The 15,183-nt window shown below is 70.8% G+C and carries 11 protein-coding genes; 9 read left to right on the top strand and 2 right to left on the bottom strand.

The window, feature by feature from the left end:
* Positions 1 to 14: 14 nt before the first annotated feature.
* From ACOZ90_RS04005 to ACOZ90_RS03965, 9 genes are all read left to right on the top strand, one after another.
* Positions 15 to 803 (top strand): ParA family protein, encoded by a 789-nt coding sequence (locus ACOZ90_RS04005; RefSeq protein ID WP_422892339.1) that lies wholly within the window; start codon positions 15 to 17, stop codon positions 801 to 803.
* Complete coding sequence (locus ACOZ90_RS04000; RefSeq protein WP_422892338.1) at positions 800 to 1,750, top strand: ParB/RepB/Spo0J family partition protein; 951 nt, start codon at positions 800 to 802, stop codon at positions 1,748 to 1,750. Before ACOZ90_RS04005 ends, ACOZ90_RS04000 begins: the two co-directional genes overlap by 4 nt.
* Positions 1,751 to 1,869: 119 nt before the next feature.
* Positions 1,870 to 3,621, top strand: a complete 1,752-nt coding sequence (locus ACOZ90_RS03995) for a DUF885 domain-containing protein (RefSeq protein WP_422892337.1) — start codon at positions 1,870 to 1,872, stop codon at positions 3,619 to 3,621.
* A gap of 384 nt (positions 3,622 to 4,005) precedes the next feature.
* The gene (gene rpmB, locus ACOZ90_RS03990; RefSeq protein WP_422892336.1) at positions 4,006 to 4,242 is read left to right on the top strand and encodes a 50S ribosomal protein L28; all 237 of its coding nucleotides are present in this window, start codon (positions 4,006 to 4,008) and stop codon (positions 4,240 to 4,242) included.
* A gap of 13 nt (positions 4,243 to 4,255) precedes the next feature.
* Positions 4,256 to 4,420, top strand: coding sequence for a 50S ribosomal protein L33 (rpmG, locus tag ACOZ90_RS03985; protein ID WP_027070918.1), 165 nt, complete (start codon positions 4,256 to 4,258; stop codon positions 4,418 to 4,420).
* A gap of 447 nt (positions 4,421 to 4,867) precedes the next feature.
* Entirely contained in the window at positions 4,868 to 6,289 is a 1,422-nt protein-coding gene (cls, locus tag ACOZ90_RS03980; protein WP_422892335.1) for a cardiolipin synthase, read from the top strand.
* 63 nt (positions 6,290 to 6,352) lie between these two features.
* Positions 6,353 to 9,781 (top strand): hybrid sensor histidine kinase/response regulator, encoded by a 3,429-nt coding sequence (locus ACOZ90_RS03975; protein WP_422892334.1) that lies wholly within the window; start codon positions 6,353 to 6,355, stop codon positions 9,779 to 9,781.
* 92 nt (positions 9,782 to 9,873) lie between these two features.
* On the top strand, positions 9,874 to 11,694 hold the full coding sequence (locus ACOZ90_RS03970) for a putative nucleotidyltransferase substrate binding domain-containing protein (RefSeq protein WP_422892333.1): 1,821 nt from the start codon (positions 9,874 to 9,876) through the stop codon (positions 11,692 to 11,694).
* Entirely contained in the window at positions 11,691 to 12,311 is a 621-nt protein-coding gene (locus ACOZ90_RS03965; protein ID WP_422892332.1) for an exonuclease domain-containing protein, read from the top strand. The genes ACOZ90_RS03970 and ACOZ90_RS03965 overlap by 4 nt, the downstream gene beginning before the upstream one ends.
* Before the next feature lie 19 nt (positions 12,312 to 12,330).
* Here ACOZ90_RS03965 and ACOZ90_RS03960 read toward each other — a convergent pair whose 3' ends face one another.
* A complete protein-coding gene (locus ACOZ90_RS03960) occupies positions 12,331 to 13,002 on the bottom strand; it encodes a response regulator (protein WP_422892331.1) in 672 nt (223 codons plus the stop codon).
* 107 nt (positions 13,003 to 13,109) lie between these two features.
* The gene (gene acs / locus ACOZ90_RS03955; protein ID WP_422892330.1) at positions 13,110 to 15,065 is read right to left on the bottom strand and encodes an acetate--CoA ligase; all 1,956 of its coding nucleotides are present in this window, start codon (positions 15,063 to 15,065) and stop codon (positions 13,110 to 13,112) included.
* Between the last annotated feature and the right edge of the window lie 118 nt (positions 15,066 to 15,183).

Genomic DNA, 15,183 nt, shown 5'->3' with positions numbered 1-15,183 from the left:
GGATCACGGAGCCCATGGCCCGCATCATCGCCATCGCCAACCAGAAGGGCGGCGTCGGGAAGACCACCACCGCGGTCAACCTGGCCGCGGCGCTCGCCGGCACCCCCAGGCGGGTGCTGCTGGTGGACCTGGACGCGCAGGGCAACGCGACCATGGGCAGCGGCGTGGACAAGCGCGACCTGCAGGCCTCCACCTGCGACGTGCTGCTGGGCGAGCTGGAAGGCGCCGATGCGATCGTCGAGACCGCCGAGGGCTACGACCTGCTCCCCGGCAACATCGACCTGACCGCCGCCGAACTCGAACTGATGGCCGCCGAAGATCGCGAGCAGCGGCTCAAGCGCGCGCTCGACCCGCTGCGCGGCCGCTACGACTACATCATCATCGACTGCCCGCCGGCGCTGTCGCTGCTGACCCTCAACGCGCTCACCGCCGCCGACTCGGTGCTGGTGCCCATGCAGTGCGAGTACTACGCGCTGGAGGGGATCAGCGCGCTGATGGAAACCATCGAGGCGATCCGCGCCCGGCTCAACCCGGGGCTTGAGATCGAGGGCGTGCTGCGCACCATGTTCGACGTGCGCAACAACCTCACCAACGCCGTGTCCAGCGAGCTGGTCGATCATTTCGGCGACCAGGTGTTCCGCACCATCGTGCCGCGCAACGTGCGCCTGGCCGAGGCGCCCAGCCACGGCCAGAGCATCGTCGGCTACGACCGCGCCTCGCGCGGTGCGATCGCCTACCTGGGCCTGGCCGGCGAGATCATCCGCCGCCAGCGCGAACGCGAGAACAGGGAGAAGGCGGCATGACCGCAGCCAACAGGGACGCCGCGGCCAAGGGCCCGCCGGCGAAGAAGGCACCGGCGAAGAAGCGCGGCCTCGGCCGCGGGCTGGAGGCCCTGCTGGGGCCGAAGGCGGCCGAGACCGCGCCGGCGCTGGAAGCGCGTCCGGGCGACACCCTGCAGACCCTGCCGATCGACGCGCTGGCGCCGGGCAAGTACCAGCCGCGCCGCACCATGAGCGAGGACAAGCTGGACGAGCTGGCCGAATCGATCAGGGCCCAGGGCGTGATCCAGCCGATCGTGGTGCGCGAGATCCGCTCGGGCAGCGGCCGCACCTGGGAGATCATCGCCGGCGAGCGCCGCTGGCGCGCCTCGCGGCGGGCCGGGCTGAGCGAAGTCCCGGCGGTGGTGCGCGACGTCGACGACCGCACCGTGGTCGCGATGGCGCTGATCGAGAACATCCAGCGCGAAGACCTCAACCCGCTGGAAGAGGCGCAGGCCCTGGCCCGCCTGATCGAGGAATTCATGCTCACCCACGCCCAGGCCGCCGAAGCGGTCGGGCGCTCGCGCGCGGCGGTGTCCAACCTGCTGCGCCTGCTGGAGCTGCCGCCGGCGATCCGCAAGCTGGTCGAGCAGCGCAGGCTGGAAATGGGCCACGCCCGCGCCCTGCTCACGCTGGCCCCGGAGCTGGCCGCCAAGCTGGCCGCCGAGGCCGCCGAGCACGGCTGGTCGGTGCGCGAGGTGGAGCACCGCGCCCAGCAGTTCGCCGACGGCCGGGTGCCTGCGCGCAAGGGCCGCGCCGCCGCCAAGCCGCGCCCGCAGCAGGCCGACATCGCAGCGCTGGAAAACGAACTGGCGCAAAGCCTGGGCGCCAAGGTCAGCATCGCCCACGGCCGCGGCGGCAAGGGCCGGCTGGTGATCCACTACAGCGACCTGGACACCCTGGACGGCGTACTCGAGCGCCTGCGCCGGTAGGAGCGCGCCACGCGGCTTCGCGCGCATGGCGCGCTCCTACGGGACATCACGGGCATCCGGGCGCCGCGCGTGGTCGGTGCGATAATGCGCGTCCCGCCATCGCCGCCAGATCCCGACACGTGACCCGATTGCTGACCGCCTGCCTGCTCGCCCTGCTCCTGTCCACGCCCGCCGCGTGGGCGCAAACCAACGCCGACGCCGCCTTCCAGGCCATCCACGAGAAGGAATGGGCCTGGCGCCAGGCCGAGTACGGCCGCGGCGGCAGCGAGGACGACGACCCCAATTCCAGCGCCCGCAGCATGCCCGACGTCGGCCCCGGGGCGCAGGCGCGGCGCCTGGCCATGTGGGAGGACGTGCTCGCCCAGCTCGACGCCATCGACGCCTCGCAGCTTTCCGCCGACAACCAGGTCAACCTGGCCGTGTACCGCCCGCAGGTGGAAGCGCTGGCGGCCAACGTGCGCCTGCGCAGCTACGAGATGCCGTTCAACTCGGACAGCTCGTTCTGGGCCTCGCTGGGCTTCATGACCCGCGGCGATTTCAGCCGTGCCGATGACTACAGCACCTACGCCGCACGCCTGCGCGACGTGCCGCGCTACTTCGACCAGCAGATCGCCAACATGCGCGCCGGCCTGGCCCGCGGCTTCAGCGTGCCGCGCGCGGTGCTGGACGGGCGCGACGTGTCGATCGCCGCGGTGGCCGAGCTGGACGACCCGGAGCTGGCCGCGCTGTGGAGCCCCTACGCGCGCATGCCGGCCTCGATCCCCGCCGCCGAGCAGGAGGCCCTGCGCGAGGAAGGCCGCGCCGCGATCGCCGAGGCGGTCATTCCCGCCTTCGCCACCCTGCTCGCCTTCTACCGCGATGAATACATGCCGCAGGCGCGCACCACCCTGGCCGCCGAGGCGATGCCGGACGGCGAGGCGTTCTACCGCGCCCAGATCCGCGAATACACCACCCTCGACCTGACCCCGCAGCAGATCCACGACATCGGCCTGGAAGAAGTGGCCCGGATCCGCGCCGAGATGGACGAGGTGATCGCCGACACCGGCTTTGAAGGCGACTTCGACGCCTTCCTGCACTTTTTGCGCACCGACCCGCAGTTCTACGCCGACACCCCGCAGGAGCTGCTCAACCACGCCGCCTGGATCGCCAAGCGCGTGGACGCGGTGATCGGCCGCTACTTCAACCCGCTGCCGCGCGGCCGCTTCACCATCATCCCGGTGCCCGACGACATCGCCCCGTTCTGGACGGCCGGCCGCGGCGGCCTGGGCACCTACTGGGTGAACACCTACGACCTGCCCTCGCGCCCGCTGTACAACCTGCCCGCGCTGACCCTGCACGAGGCCGACCCGGGCCACGCCTTCCAGGCCGCCCTGGCGCGCGAGCAGGACGAGCAGCCCGACTTCCGCCGCCACAGCTACATCTCCGCCTACGGCGAGGGCTGGGGCCTGTACGTGGAGAAGCTGGGCAAGGAAATGGGCATCTACGAAACCCCCTACCAGGACTTCGGCCGCCTGACCTACGAAATGTGGCGCGCCGCGCGGCTGGTGATCGACACCGGCGTGCACCACCTGGGCTGGAGCCGCGAGCAGGCGCTGGCGTTCCTGCGCGACAACACGGCGCTCTCTGAGCACGAGGTCACCACCGAGGTCGACCGCTACATCTCCTGGCCGGCGCAGGCGCTGAGCTACAAGCTGGGCGAGCTGAAGATCTGGGAGCTGCGGCGCGAAGCCGAAGCCGCCCTGGGCGACGGCTTCGACCTGCCCGCCTTCCACCACGCCGTCCTCAGCCTGGGCTCCGTGCCCCTGCCGGTGCTGGAGGAGCAGATCCGCGGTTTCATCGCCGAAAGCAAGGCTGCCGCGCAGGCCCCCTGACGGGTTGCGGGCGGACAGGCGGGGCGCGGCCCTTGGCGGGACACGCCGTAAACCCATCCATGGGGGCTTGTCCGCGCCATCCATGGCGCAGACAGTCCCGCCAAGGGCCGCGCCCCGCCTGTCCCTCATCTTCGTAGGCAGTTGCCCGGATCCCCCCCTTGGGCGATAATGCCCGGCTCGCTGTGCCCTGCCGGTCGTCAAGACCGGCACGGTCGGCTCCCGGAAGCGCGATTCCGGGGCCTCCTGGGCCCAGCCGCCGCATCCCGCGGCACCCTTCCCGAATCGCGCGCCGGCCGTGGATGTCCACGTCGCGGCGGGGCCGAACGCTTTCCTGGCCAAGGAAAGCCCCCATGCGGAGCGATCCGCGACCCACTGAGGTGCTTTATGTCCAGAGTCTGCCAGGTCACCGGCAAGCGCACGACGAGCGGAAACAACGTCTCGCATGCGATGAACAAGACCCGCCGCCGTTTCATGCCCAACCTCCACGAGCGCCGCTTCTGGGTCGCTTCCGAGAACCGCTGGGTGAAGCTGCGCGTTTCCACCAAGGGCCTGCGTACGATCGACAAGAACGGCATCGACGCCGTCCTGGCCGACCTGCGCAAGCGCGGCGAAAAGATCTGAGGAGGATCGAACCATGGCTTCCAAGCGCGACAAGATCCGCCTGATTTCGTCGGCCAACACCGGCCACTTCTACACCACCGACAAGAACAAGAAGAACACCCCGGGCAAGATGGAGATCAAGAAGTACGATCCCGTCGTCCGCAAGCACGTGATCTACAAGGAAGGCAAGATCAAGTGATTTGCAGGCCGCAACGCGGCCAGCCGATGTGTTCCGGGAACCCGCCGCAAGGCGGGTTTCTGCTTTTCAGGCACCAAGAAAATCCGGCCAATGGCCGCAATTCCGATTCCGCGGGCCCGCCGCAATTCACGCGGCTTCGCGCGCATGGCGCGCTCCTACAGAAGAAGCGGCGGCAACCACCGTTGGGGTGAGCCGTGCCCTGGTGCCGGGGGTATCGCGACAAGCAATACAAGGACGTATTGCGCGCGCGTCGGGACACGACGTCCCGCCGCGCGAAAAGCGATACCCCCGGCATCAGGGCACGGCGCCAGCCCGAAGGAGCAGCCCCGACACCGGCGCACGGCATCAGCCCGAACGAGCAGCCCCGGCGCCGAGTCACCCTGCCAGCCCGACGACAAGCCTCCGCCGCGATGGCGCGTTCATCCCCGACCCACCAGAATCGGGCAGATGGAAGGGCATGACTCCCACCTGGGCCTCTGGCTGCTGGCGATCGACTGGCTGATCCGCATCGCCGCCCTGTTCTGGATCCCCACCCGCACCACCCCCGCCGCCGCCCGCAGCTGGCTGCTCCTGGTCGGCTTCCTTCCCCTCGTCGGCCTCCCCCTCTACCTCCTGTTCGGCCACCCCTGGCTCTCGCGCGAACGCGTCCGCCGCCAGGCCGAAGCCTCCAGCGCCATCCGCGAAGGCCAGGAACCCCAGGCCGGCGTGCGCTGGGCCCCCGCCGGCACCGACGCCGACAGCGAAATCGTCCCCCTGGTCGAACGCCTGGGCGGCTTCATGCCCGTGCGCGGCAACGCCGTCGAACTGCTCGACGACTACGACGGCTCCATCCAGGCCCTCATCGACGCCATCGACCGCGCCTCCCACCGCGCCCACCTGCTGTACTACCTCATGTTCGACGACCCCGTCGGCGACGCCGTCACCCGGGCCCTCGTGCGCGCCGCCGGCCGCGGCGTGCAGTGCCGCCTGCTGCTGGACGCCGTGGGCGCCAAGCGCGGACTGCGCGCCTACCGGGACACCCTGCGCAAGGCCGGCGTGGAAGTGCACGACATGCTCCCCGGCGGCCTGCGCTGGCGCCGCAGCGGACGCATCGACCTGCGCAACCATCGCAAGCTGGCGGTGATCGACGACGACATCGCCTTCGTCGGCTCGCAGAACCTGGCCGGCCCCGACTTCGTCGCCGGACACCCCAACCGCGAACTGGTCGCATGCGTGCGCGGCCCCGCCGTGGCCCACGTGGAGGCCATGTTCGCCGTCGACTGGTACATGGAGACCGGCGAAACACTCGGCGTCTCGCCCACCCGCCCGCAGCAGGACGAGGACGTCGCCGTCCAGCTGCTGCCCAGCGGCCCCGCGTTCCCGTTCCCCAACGCCCGCGACACCGTCCAGACCCTGATCCACCTGGCCCAGCGCCGGCTGGTCATCACCACCCCCTACTTCGTGCCCGACGACGGCACCATCGACGCCCTGCGCATCGCCGCCCTGTCCGGCGTGGACGTGCAGCTGATCCTCTCCGCCCGCGACAACAAGTGGCTGGCGCGACTGGCCCAGCAGGCCTGCTACGAGGAACTGCTGGCCTGCGGGGTGAAGATCGCCCTGTACCGGCCGCACTTCCTGCACGCCAAGCACATGAGCGTGGACGAGGACATCGCCCTGGTCGGCTCGCTCAACCTGGACATCCGCTCCTTCGCCCTCAACGCCGAGATCGGCCTGATCTGCTACGACCGGCGGGTGGTGGCGCGCATGCGCGGGATCGAGGCCGGCTACCTGGCCAACGCCGACAGGCTGTCCGCGGACGAGTGGCGCAGGCGCCCGCAGTACAAGCACAGCCTGGAAGGCATCGCCCGCCTGGCCGACTCCTTCCTCTGACCCGCCTGCCGCCACGGCGCCCGTTGCGTACACTGGCCGGGTCCGCGCCGGGGAGGCCGCGCATTGTCGAACCTGGTTCTGCTGCTGGTATCGCTGGGCTACGCCGCGCTGCTGTTCGCGGTGGCGTGGTGGGGTGACCGCAACCCGGGCTTCACCCAGCGCCCGGCGCTGCGGCCAGTGGTCTACAGCCTGGCGCTGGCGGTGTACTGCTCGTCCTGGACGTTCTACGGCGCCGTCGGCACCGCCGCGCGCAACGGCATCGGCTACCTGCCGATCTACCTGGGCCCGCTGCTGTTGCTGCTGTTCGGCTGGCGGATCCTGGAGCGGCTGGCGCTGATCGCGCAGTCGCAGAACACGGTCTCCATCGCCGACTTCATCGGCGCCCGCTACGGCCGCTCGCAGCGGCTGGCGGCGATGGTGGCGCTGATCGCACTGATCGCCGCGGTGCCCTACCTGGCGCTGCAGTACAAGGCGGTGGCGCTGAGCCTGCAGGTGCTGGGCGACGAGATCATGCCGGCCGGCACCTTCGGCGACCCGGCGCTGTACGTGGCGCTGCTGATGGCGCTGTTCGCCGGCCTGTTCGGCACCCGCCAGGTCGACGCCACCGAGCACCGGCCGGGGATGATGCTGGCGATCGCACTGGAGTCGCTGGTCAAGCTGGTGGCGCTGGTGACGGTGGGCGTGTTCGCGGTGTTCTGGTTCAACGGCCGCGAACTCGCCCTGGCCGAGGCCACCCGCGAACTCATGGTCAACACGCCCTCGGTCGGGTTCGCCGGCCAGATGCTGCTCGCGTTCACCGCGATCATCTGCCTGCCGCGCCAGTTCCACGTGGCGGTGGTGGAATGCGTGGACGTGCGCGACATCCGCCGCGCGCGCTGGCTGTTCGGCGGCTACCTGGTGCTGATCAGCCTGATGGTGCTGCCGATCGCCGCCGCCGGCTCCGCCCTGTTCGCCGGTGAGGGCTCGGTGCTGGCCGACACCTACGTGCTGGCGCTGCCGCTGGCCGAGCACCGGGACGCGCTGGCGCTGTTCGCCTACGTCGGCGGGTTTTCGGCCGCCACCGGCATGGTGATCGTGGCCAGCGTGGCGCTGGCGATCATGGTCAGCAACGACCTGGTGATGCCGATGCTGCTGCGGCGCGGCTGGGCCCAGCGCCATGGAGGCGACGTCGCCTCCACGGTGCTGTGGATCCGGCGCATCGCGATCCTGAGCTTCGCCCTGCTCGCCTACGGCTACTACCGCGCCAGCGGCACCGACACCGCGCTGGCCGCCTTCGGGCTGATGGCGTTCGCGGCGGTGGCGCAGTTCGCCCCGGCGCTGATCGGCGGGCTGTACTGGCGCGGCGCCAGCCGCCAGGGCGTGGAGGCGGGGCTGCTGATCGGCTTCGGGGTGTGGATCTACACCCTGCTGCTGCCGACACTGACCGACGCCGGCTGGCTCGCAACGGGCTGGTTGGAACGCGGCCCGTTCGGCATCGGCTGGCTGCGCCCGCGCCAGCTGTTCGGCATCGAGGGCTGGGATCCGCTCACACACGGCACCTTCTGGTCGCTGCTGTTCAACATCGGCGCGCTGCTGCTGGTCTCGGCACGCTGGCGGCCGGGGCTGGAGGAGCGGCTGCGGGCGGCGCCGTTCCTGGATCCGTACGCACAGCGGCGCGCGCTGGGCGCCAGCGACTGGCGCGGGGTGCCGATCGCGGACCTGCAGGCCCTGGCGCGGCGGGTGGTGGGCGCTTCGGCCGCCAAGCGCGCGTTCGCCGATTTCGCCGACAGCCAGGGCATCGAGCTCACCCCCGGCACGCTCGCCGACCGCAGCTGGATCCAGTTCACCGAGCGCCTGCTGGCGGCCGCCATCGGCGCGGCCTCATCGCGCCTGGTGATGACCAGCACCCTGCGCGGCTCGGGCATGGAGCTGGCCGAGGTGATGGCGGTGCTGGACGAGGCCGGCCAGGAGCTGCGCTTCAACCGCGAGATCCTCTCCAGCACCCTGGAGAACATCGACCCGGGCGTGAGCGTGGTCGACCACGACATGCGTCTGGTGGCCTGGAACCGCCGCTACCAGGAGCTGTTCGACTACCCCGACGGCATGCTCTACGTGGGCCGTCCCGTGGCCGACCTGATCCGCTACAACGCCGAGCGCGGCGAGCTGGGCGAGCTCAGCCCCGAGGAGATCCAGGAGGAGATCGACAAGCGCATCGCCTACATGGCCGCCGGCTCGCCGCACTCGTCCGAGCGCACCATCGGCCGGGGCGTGGTGACCGACGTGCGCGGACAGGCGCTGCCCGGCGGCGGCTACGTGACCAGCTACAGCGACGTCACCGACTACAAGCGCGTGGAGCAGGCGCTGCGCGAGATCAATGAGACGCTGGAACAGCGGGTCACCGAACGCACCCGCGAGGCCGAGGCCGCGCAGCAGTCGCGCACGCGCTTTCTGGCCGCGCTCAGCCACGACGTGCTGCAGCCGCTCAACGCCGCGCGCCTGTTCGCCTCCGCCCTGCGCGAGACCGACGAGCCGGCCGAGCAGGAGCGCCTGGCCGAGCGCGTGGACACCTCGCTGCGCGCGGCCGAGGAACTGCTGGACGGCCTGCTGGACGTGTCGCGCCTGGACGCCGGCGCGCTGAACCCGGAGCTGACCAACTTCGACGCCGGCGAGCTGCTGCGCGAGCTGGCGGCGCAGTACGCGCCGATGGCCGCCGCGCGCGGGATCGAGGTGAAGGTGCGCGCGGGCGACCTTGTCGTGCGCAGCGACCGCAGGCTGCTGCGCCGGGTGCTGCAGAACTTCCTCGCCAACGCGCTGCGCTACACCCCCAAGGGCAGGATCCTGATGGCCGCGCGCCCGCGCGGGGACGAGGTCGCGCTGCAGGTCTGGGACACCGGCCCGGGCATCCCCGAGCACCACATGCGCCAGATCTACGACGAGTTCCACCGCTTCCGCCAGCCGTTCGACTGGGACGAGCGCGGGCTGGGCCTGGGGCTGTCGATCTGCCAGCGCATCTCGCGCCTGCTCGACCATCGCCTGGACGCGCACTCGCGGGTGGGCGAGGGCAGCATGTTCTCGATCCTGGTCGAACGCGCCGGGCAGGCCGATCCGGCGCCCGGGCAGCCCGACAGCCTGGACATGGCCGAGCCGCTGGCCGGCCTGCGGGTGCTGTGCGTGGACAACGACCCCGACATCCTGGCCGGGATGGAGGAACTGCTCAAGCGCTGGCAGGTGGAGGTGGCCTGCGCGGCGACGGTGGACCAGGCGGTGGACGGGCTGGCATCCGATCCCCAGGTGCTGCTGGTGGACTACCACCTGCACGACCGCTTCAACGGCCTGCAGACGCTGGAGCTGCTGCGCGCGGCCCGCCCCGGGCTGGCCAGCGCGCTGGTCACCGCCGACGGCAGCGACCGGCTCAAACAGGAGGCCCGCGAACACGGCTACCGGGTGCTGACCAAGCCGGTCAAGCCGGCCTCGCTGCGCGCGTTCCTGGCCGCCCAGGCGCGCCGGCGCTGAGTCCGCGCCGCGTCCGGCCACGCCTGCACGCCCCGGCGACTGCGCCTTAAGGCGGGGTTCCCCCGCACCGGGGCCCGTCGCAGAATGCTGGCATGGATCCGATTCCCGGCCTCGACCTCGACCAGCCGCCGTTCGACCTGCTCGACGCGCCCAGCCGCGAGCGCCTGCAGGCCTCGGTCGACCTGAGCCTGCACCCGCCGGGCAGCACCCTGATCGAGGCCGGGCAGTCCTCGCCGCACGTGTTCGTGATCCTCAAGGGGCTGGTGCATGCCTACCAGCCCGGCGGCCGCGAGGGGCAGCGTCCGTTCGGCGACTACGGCCCCGGCGACCTGTTCGGGGTATGGGCGGTGACGGTCGGGCGCGCGCGCCTGAGCTACCGGGCCGAGGCAGACACCCTGTGTTTTTTGATCCCGGCCGCGCTGTTCCATCGCCTGCTGGCCGACAACCCGGCCTTCGCCGGCTATTTCAGCGAGGGCATGGCCAGCAAGGGGCGGCTGGCCGCGGGCGGGCCCGACCACGGAGAGGCGGCCGAGCTGATGATCACCCAGGTCGCGGACGCGCGGCCGACGCCGCCAGTGCGGGTGAACGCGGACATCACCATCGCCGACGCCACCGCCCAGCTGCACGAGCGCCGGGTGGACTGCCTGCTGGTGGAGGATCCCGCGTATCCGGAGCCGGGCATCGTCACCCGCACCGACCTGCTGGAGGCGCTGGCGCTGGCGCGCGCGCCGCTGGAGGCGCCGGTTGCCCCGCTGGCCAACCGCCCGCTGGTGACGGTGGACACCGGGCAGGCGCTGTTCGAGGCCCTGATCGCGATGACCGAGCGGCGCATCGAGCGGGTGGTGGTCAAGGATCGCGACGTCATTACCGGCACCCTGGGCCTGGCCGAGGTGCTCTCGCACTTCACCAGCCATTCGCACCTGATCGGCCTGCGCCTGGGGCGCGCGCGCACCCTGGAGCAGGTGACCGAAGCCGCACAGGGCATGGAGCAGCTGATCCGCGCCCTGCACGCGCACGGCGCGCGCATGTCCTACGTGATGCGGCTGGTGAGCGCGCTCAACAGCCGGGTGATGGGACGGATCTTCGAGCTGCTGGTGCCGCGCGAGGTGCGCCCGCACCTGTGCCTGCTGGTGATGGGCAGCGAGGGCCGGCGCGAGCAGCTGCTCAAGACCGACCAGGACAACGCGCTGGTGATCGCCGACGACCTGCAGTGGGACGGGCTGGAAGAAGCCATGGAGCGCTTCAGCCAGACCCTGATGGAGGTCGGCTACCCGCCCTGCCCGGGCAAGGTGATGGTCAACAACCCGGCCTGGCGGATGACGGTGAGCGGCTGGCACGAACGCACCGTGCGCTGGCAACGGCAGACCGACGGCCAGGCCTCGCTGGATCTGTCGATCGCGCTGGACGCGCGGCCGGTGGCCGGCAACGCCGAGCTGTTCACCCCGGTCAAGCAGGGCCTGATGGCGCTGGGCGAGGACGAGATCCTGCTCCACCACCTGGCCCGGGCGACGCTCAACTTCGACACCCAGCTGACCTTCTTCGGCCGGGTCAAGACCGTGGAGGAGGGCGTGGACATCAAGAAGGGCGGCATCTTCCCGGTGGTGCACGGGGTGCGCTGCCTGGCCCTGCGCCACGGCATCGCCGAGACCGGCACCTTCGAGCGCTGCCGGCTGCTGGTCGAACGCGGACACCTGGCCGAAGCGCTGGGACGCGACCTGCAGCAGGCGCTGAGCGCGCTGCAGCGCATGCGCCTGCGCACCCAGCTGGCGGCGATCGACGCCGGGGACACCCCCGGCAACTTCATCGACACCGGCAGCCTGGGGCGGCTGGATCGCGAGATGCTGCGCGACGCGCTGCACGTGATCAAGGACTTCCGCGAGTCCATCGCCCGCAGCTTCCGCCTGTCGGCGTGAGCGTGCGCGAGCTCAGGCGCCGGTGGCTGCTCAGGCGGCACCGCGGCAGCGAATGGGAAGGCCTGCTGCAGCCTCCGCCCGAAGGCGAGTGGGTCAGCCTGGACCTGGAGACCACCGGCCTGGAACCCGGCCGCGACCACATCCTCAGCCTGGCGGCGGTGCCGGTGCGCGGGTCGCGGGTGCTGCTTTCGGAGCGGTTCGAGCGCAGGATCCGGCCCGACCGTGCGTTCGGCATCGAGTCCGTGCGCCACCACATGATCACCCCGGACGAGGCCGCCGCCGGCATCCAGGTCACCCGCGCGGTGCGCGAGTTCCTGCACTGGCTGGGCAGCCGCACCATCCTCGGCTACCACATCGGCTTCGACCTGGAGATGCTGGCCCCGCACGTGAAGGCGATCACCGGATTCGGCCTGCCCAACGCGCGGGTGGAGCTGGCCGACGCCTTCGCCAGCCACGTCGCCCGCGCCCGCCCCAACGATCCGCACAACCTGGCCTTCACCCACATCGCCCGCACCCTGGGCGTGCCGGTGCTGGGCCGCCACACCGCGCTGGGCGACGCCACCACGGTGGGGCTGTGCTGGCTGGCGCTGCAGCCGCGGCCGGCACCCCGCAGGTAGGAGCGCGCCATGCGTGCTCCTACCCGGCTGCGTGGTCTTCGAACTCGGTGGGATCGGGCGGGTCGACAGCCAGCCGCCCGGCCACCAGCACCGCCTGGGTGCGGTTGGACGCGCCGAGCTTGCGCAGGATCGCGCTCATGTGGGCCTTGACCGTGGCCTCGGCCACGCCCAGCTCATAGGCGATCTGCTTGTTGAGCAGGCCGGTGCCCAGCATCTGCAGCACCCGGAACTGCTGCGGGGTGAGTTCGCGGATGCGTTCGGCCACGTCCTGTTCGTTGGCGCTGGCGGCCGGGGCCGCGCCCGCCGCGGCCGGTGCCCAGCGGTTGCCGTCGAGCACCTGCCCGACCGCCTCGCCCAGTTCCCGGGCGTCCACCGACTTGGGAATGAAGCCCATCGCGCCGTGATCCAGCGCGCGCCGCATCACCGCCGGCTCCTCGCGCGCGGACACCACCACCACCGGCAGCTCCGGATACTGCGCGCGCAGGTACACCAGGGCGCTGAAGCCGTGGGCACCGGGCATGTTGAGGTCGAGCAGCAGCAGGTCGGCGTCGGGGTCGGCCTCGACCATCGCGTACAGGCCGTCGGTATCCTCCGCCTCGCGCAGCGTGGCGGATGGAAGCAGGCGCTTGATCGCGCCGCGCAGGGCTTCGCGGAACAGGGGGTGATCGTCGGCGATCAGCAGGGTCGGCATCCGCAACGCTTGCTCGGCTGAACGGAGCCCGAGTGTGCACCATGGCGCCGCGCCCGTCACGCCGGCGCCCTTCCCCGGGTGGCGGGGAAGGGCTTGCGATGCCCGGATCAGCCGGGCTGGCGGCGATCCCTGACCAGCGCGTCCACCACCGAAGGATCGGCCAGGGTGGTGGTGTCGCCCAGCTGCTCGGGCGCGTTCTCGGCGATCTTGCGCAGGATGCGGCGCATGATCTTGCCCGAGCGGGTCTTGGGCAGGCCGGGGGCCCACTGCAGGTAGTCGGGCGTGGCGATCGGCCCGATCTCCTTGCGCACGTGCGCCACCAGCTCCTTGCGCAGTTCCTCGGTGCCTTCCTCGTCGCCGATCAGGGTCACGTAGGCGTAGATGCCCTGGCCCTTGATGTCGTGCGGGAAGCCCACCACCGCCGCCTCGGCCACCTTGTCGTGGGCCACCAGCGCGCTCTCCACCTCGGCGGTGCCGATGCGGTGGCCGGAGACGTTGATCACGTCGTCCACCCGGCCGGTGATCCAGTAGTAGCCGTCGGCGTCGCGGCGGCAGCCGTCGCCGGTGAAGTAGGTGCCTGGATAGGTCTTGAAGTAGGTGTCGATGAAGCGCTCGTGGTCGCCGTAGACCGTGCGCATCATCCCCGGCCAGGCATCGGTGATGACCAGGTTGCCCTCGCCCTCGCCTTCCACCGCGTTGCCGTTGGCGTCCACCAGCTCCGGCTTGACGCCGAAGAACGGGAGCGTGGCCGAGCCGGGCTTGAGGTCGAACGCACCCGGCAGCGGCGCGATCAGGATGCCGCCGTTCTCGGTCTGCCACCAGGTATCCACGATCGGGCAGCGGCCCTCGCCGACGACATCGAAGTACCAGCGCCAGGCCTCCGGGTTGATCGGCTCGCCCACCGTGCCCAGCAGGCGCAGCGACTTGCGCGAGGTCTTCTTCACCGGCTCCTCGCCCTCGCGCATCAGCGCGCGGATCGCGGTCGGGGCGGTGTAGAAGACGGTGACCTGGTGCTTGTCCACGACTTCCCAGAAGCGCGAGAAGTCCGGATAGCTGGGCACGCCCTCGAACACCAGGCTGGTGGCGCCATTGGCCAGCGGCCCGTAGACGATGTAGCTGTGGCCGGTGACCCAGCCCACGTCGGCGGTGCACCAGTAGACGTCGTCGTCGCGGATGTCGAAGATCATCTCGTGGGTGTAGGCCGCGTACAGCAGGTAGCCGCCGGTGGTGTGCAGCACCCCCTTGGGCTTGCCGGTGGACCCGGACGTATAGAGGATGAACAGCGGATCCTCCGCGTTCATGCGCTCGGGCTCGCACTCGGCCGGCTGGCTGTCCACCACGGCGTCGTACCAGCGGTCGCGCGGCATCTGCATGTCGACCGCGCCGCCGGTGTGGCGCACCACCAGCACCGTCTCGACGGTCTCGGTGCCGGGCATCTTGAGGGCGGCATCCACGTTGGCCTTCAGCGGCACCTTTTTGGTGCCGCGCAGGCCCTCGTCGGCGGTGATGATCAGCTTGGCACCGCAGTTGCCGACCCGGTCGGCGATGGAGTTGGGCGCAAAGCCGCCGAAGACCACCATGTGGATCGCGCCGATGCGCGCGCAGGCCAGCATCGCGATCGCGGCCTCGGGGATCATCGGCAGATAGATGGTGACCCGGTCACCCTTCCTGATCCCCAGCGCGCGCAGCGCGTTGGCCAGCTTGCACACGCGCTCATGCAGTTCGCGGTAGCTGATGTTCTGCGCCGGGGTGTCGGGCGAGTCCGGCTCGAAGACGATCGCGGTCTTGTCGCCGCGCTCGGCCAGGTGCCGATCCAGGCAGTTGACGCTGACGTTGAGCTCGCCGTCGTCGAACCAGCGGATCCGGAAGTCGTCCAGGTCGAAGCTGGTGTCCTTGATCCGCGTCGGCTTCTTCATCCAGTCCAGGCGCTCGGCGGCCCTGGCCCAGAACGCATCCGGATCGGCCAGCGACTGCTCGTACAGGCGCTGGTACCCGTCCTTGTCGATGCGGGCTTTGGCGGCGAAATCCGCCGGTACCGGATAGATCTCCCGGGGCGTGGTCATGCGTGGATCCTCCCGAAAAAATGGCTCTTCCCCAGTGTGCCGCATCCACCGGGAGCGGGGCGACCTACCTTGGTCTTACCGGCGGCTATTCGACCAATGGCGAATTGGCCCGACTGCG

This window comes from Luteimonas dalianensis (assembly GCF_049339425.1).
Taxonomy (GTDB): Bacteria; Pseudomonadota; Gammaproteobacteria; order Xanthomonadales; family Xanthomonadaceae; genus Luteimonas; species Luteimonas dalianensis.
This window is presented reverse-complemented; position numbering and strand designations above follow the sequence as displayed.

Bases quoted from the DNA above. Each gene is read 5' to 3' on its own strand.
- ACOZ90_RS04005 (WP_422892339.1), top strand. From the start codon at position 15: ATGGCCCGCATCATCGCCATCGCCAACCAGAAGGGCGGCGTCGGGAAG.
- ACOZ90_RS04000 (WP_422892338.1), top strand. From the start codon at position 800: ATGACCGCAGCCAACAGGGACGCCGCGGCCAAGGGCCCGCCGGCGAAG.
- rpmB (WP_422892336.1), top strand. From the start codon at position 4,006: ATGTCCAGAGTCTGCCAGGTCACCGGCAAGCGCACGACGAGCGGAAAC.
- rpmG (WP_027070918.1), top strand. From the start codon at position 4,256: ATGGCTTCCAAGCGCGACAAGATCCGCCTGATTTCGTCGGCCAACACC.
- cls (WP_422892335.1), top strand. From the start codon at position 4,868: ATGGAAGGGCATGACTCCCACCTGGGCCTCTGGCTGCTGGCGATCGAC.
- ACOZ90_RS03970 (WP_422892333.1), top strand. From the start codon at position 9,874: ATGGATCCGATTCCCGGCCTCGACCTCGACCAGCCGCCGTTCGACCTG.
- ACOZ90_RS03960 (WP_422892331.1), bottom strand. From the start codon at position 13,002: ATGCCGACCCTGCTGATCGCCGACGATCACCCCCTGTTCCGCGAAGCC.
- acs (WP_422892330.1), bottom strand. From the start codon at position 15,065: ATGACCACGCCCCGGGAGATCTATCCGGTACCGGCGGATTTCGCCGCC.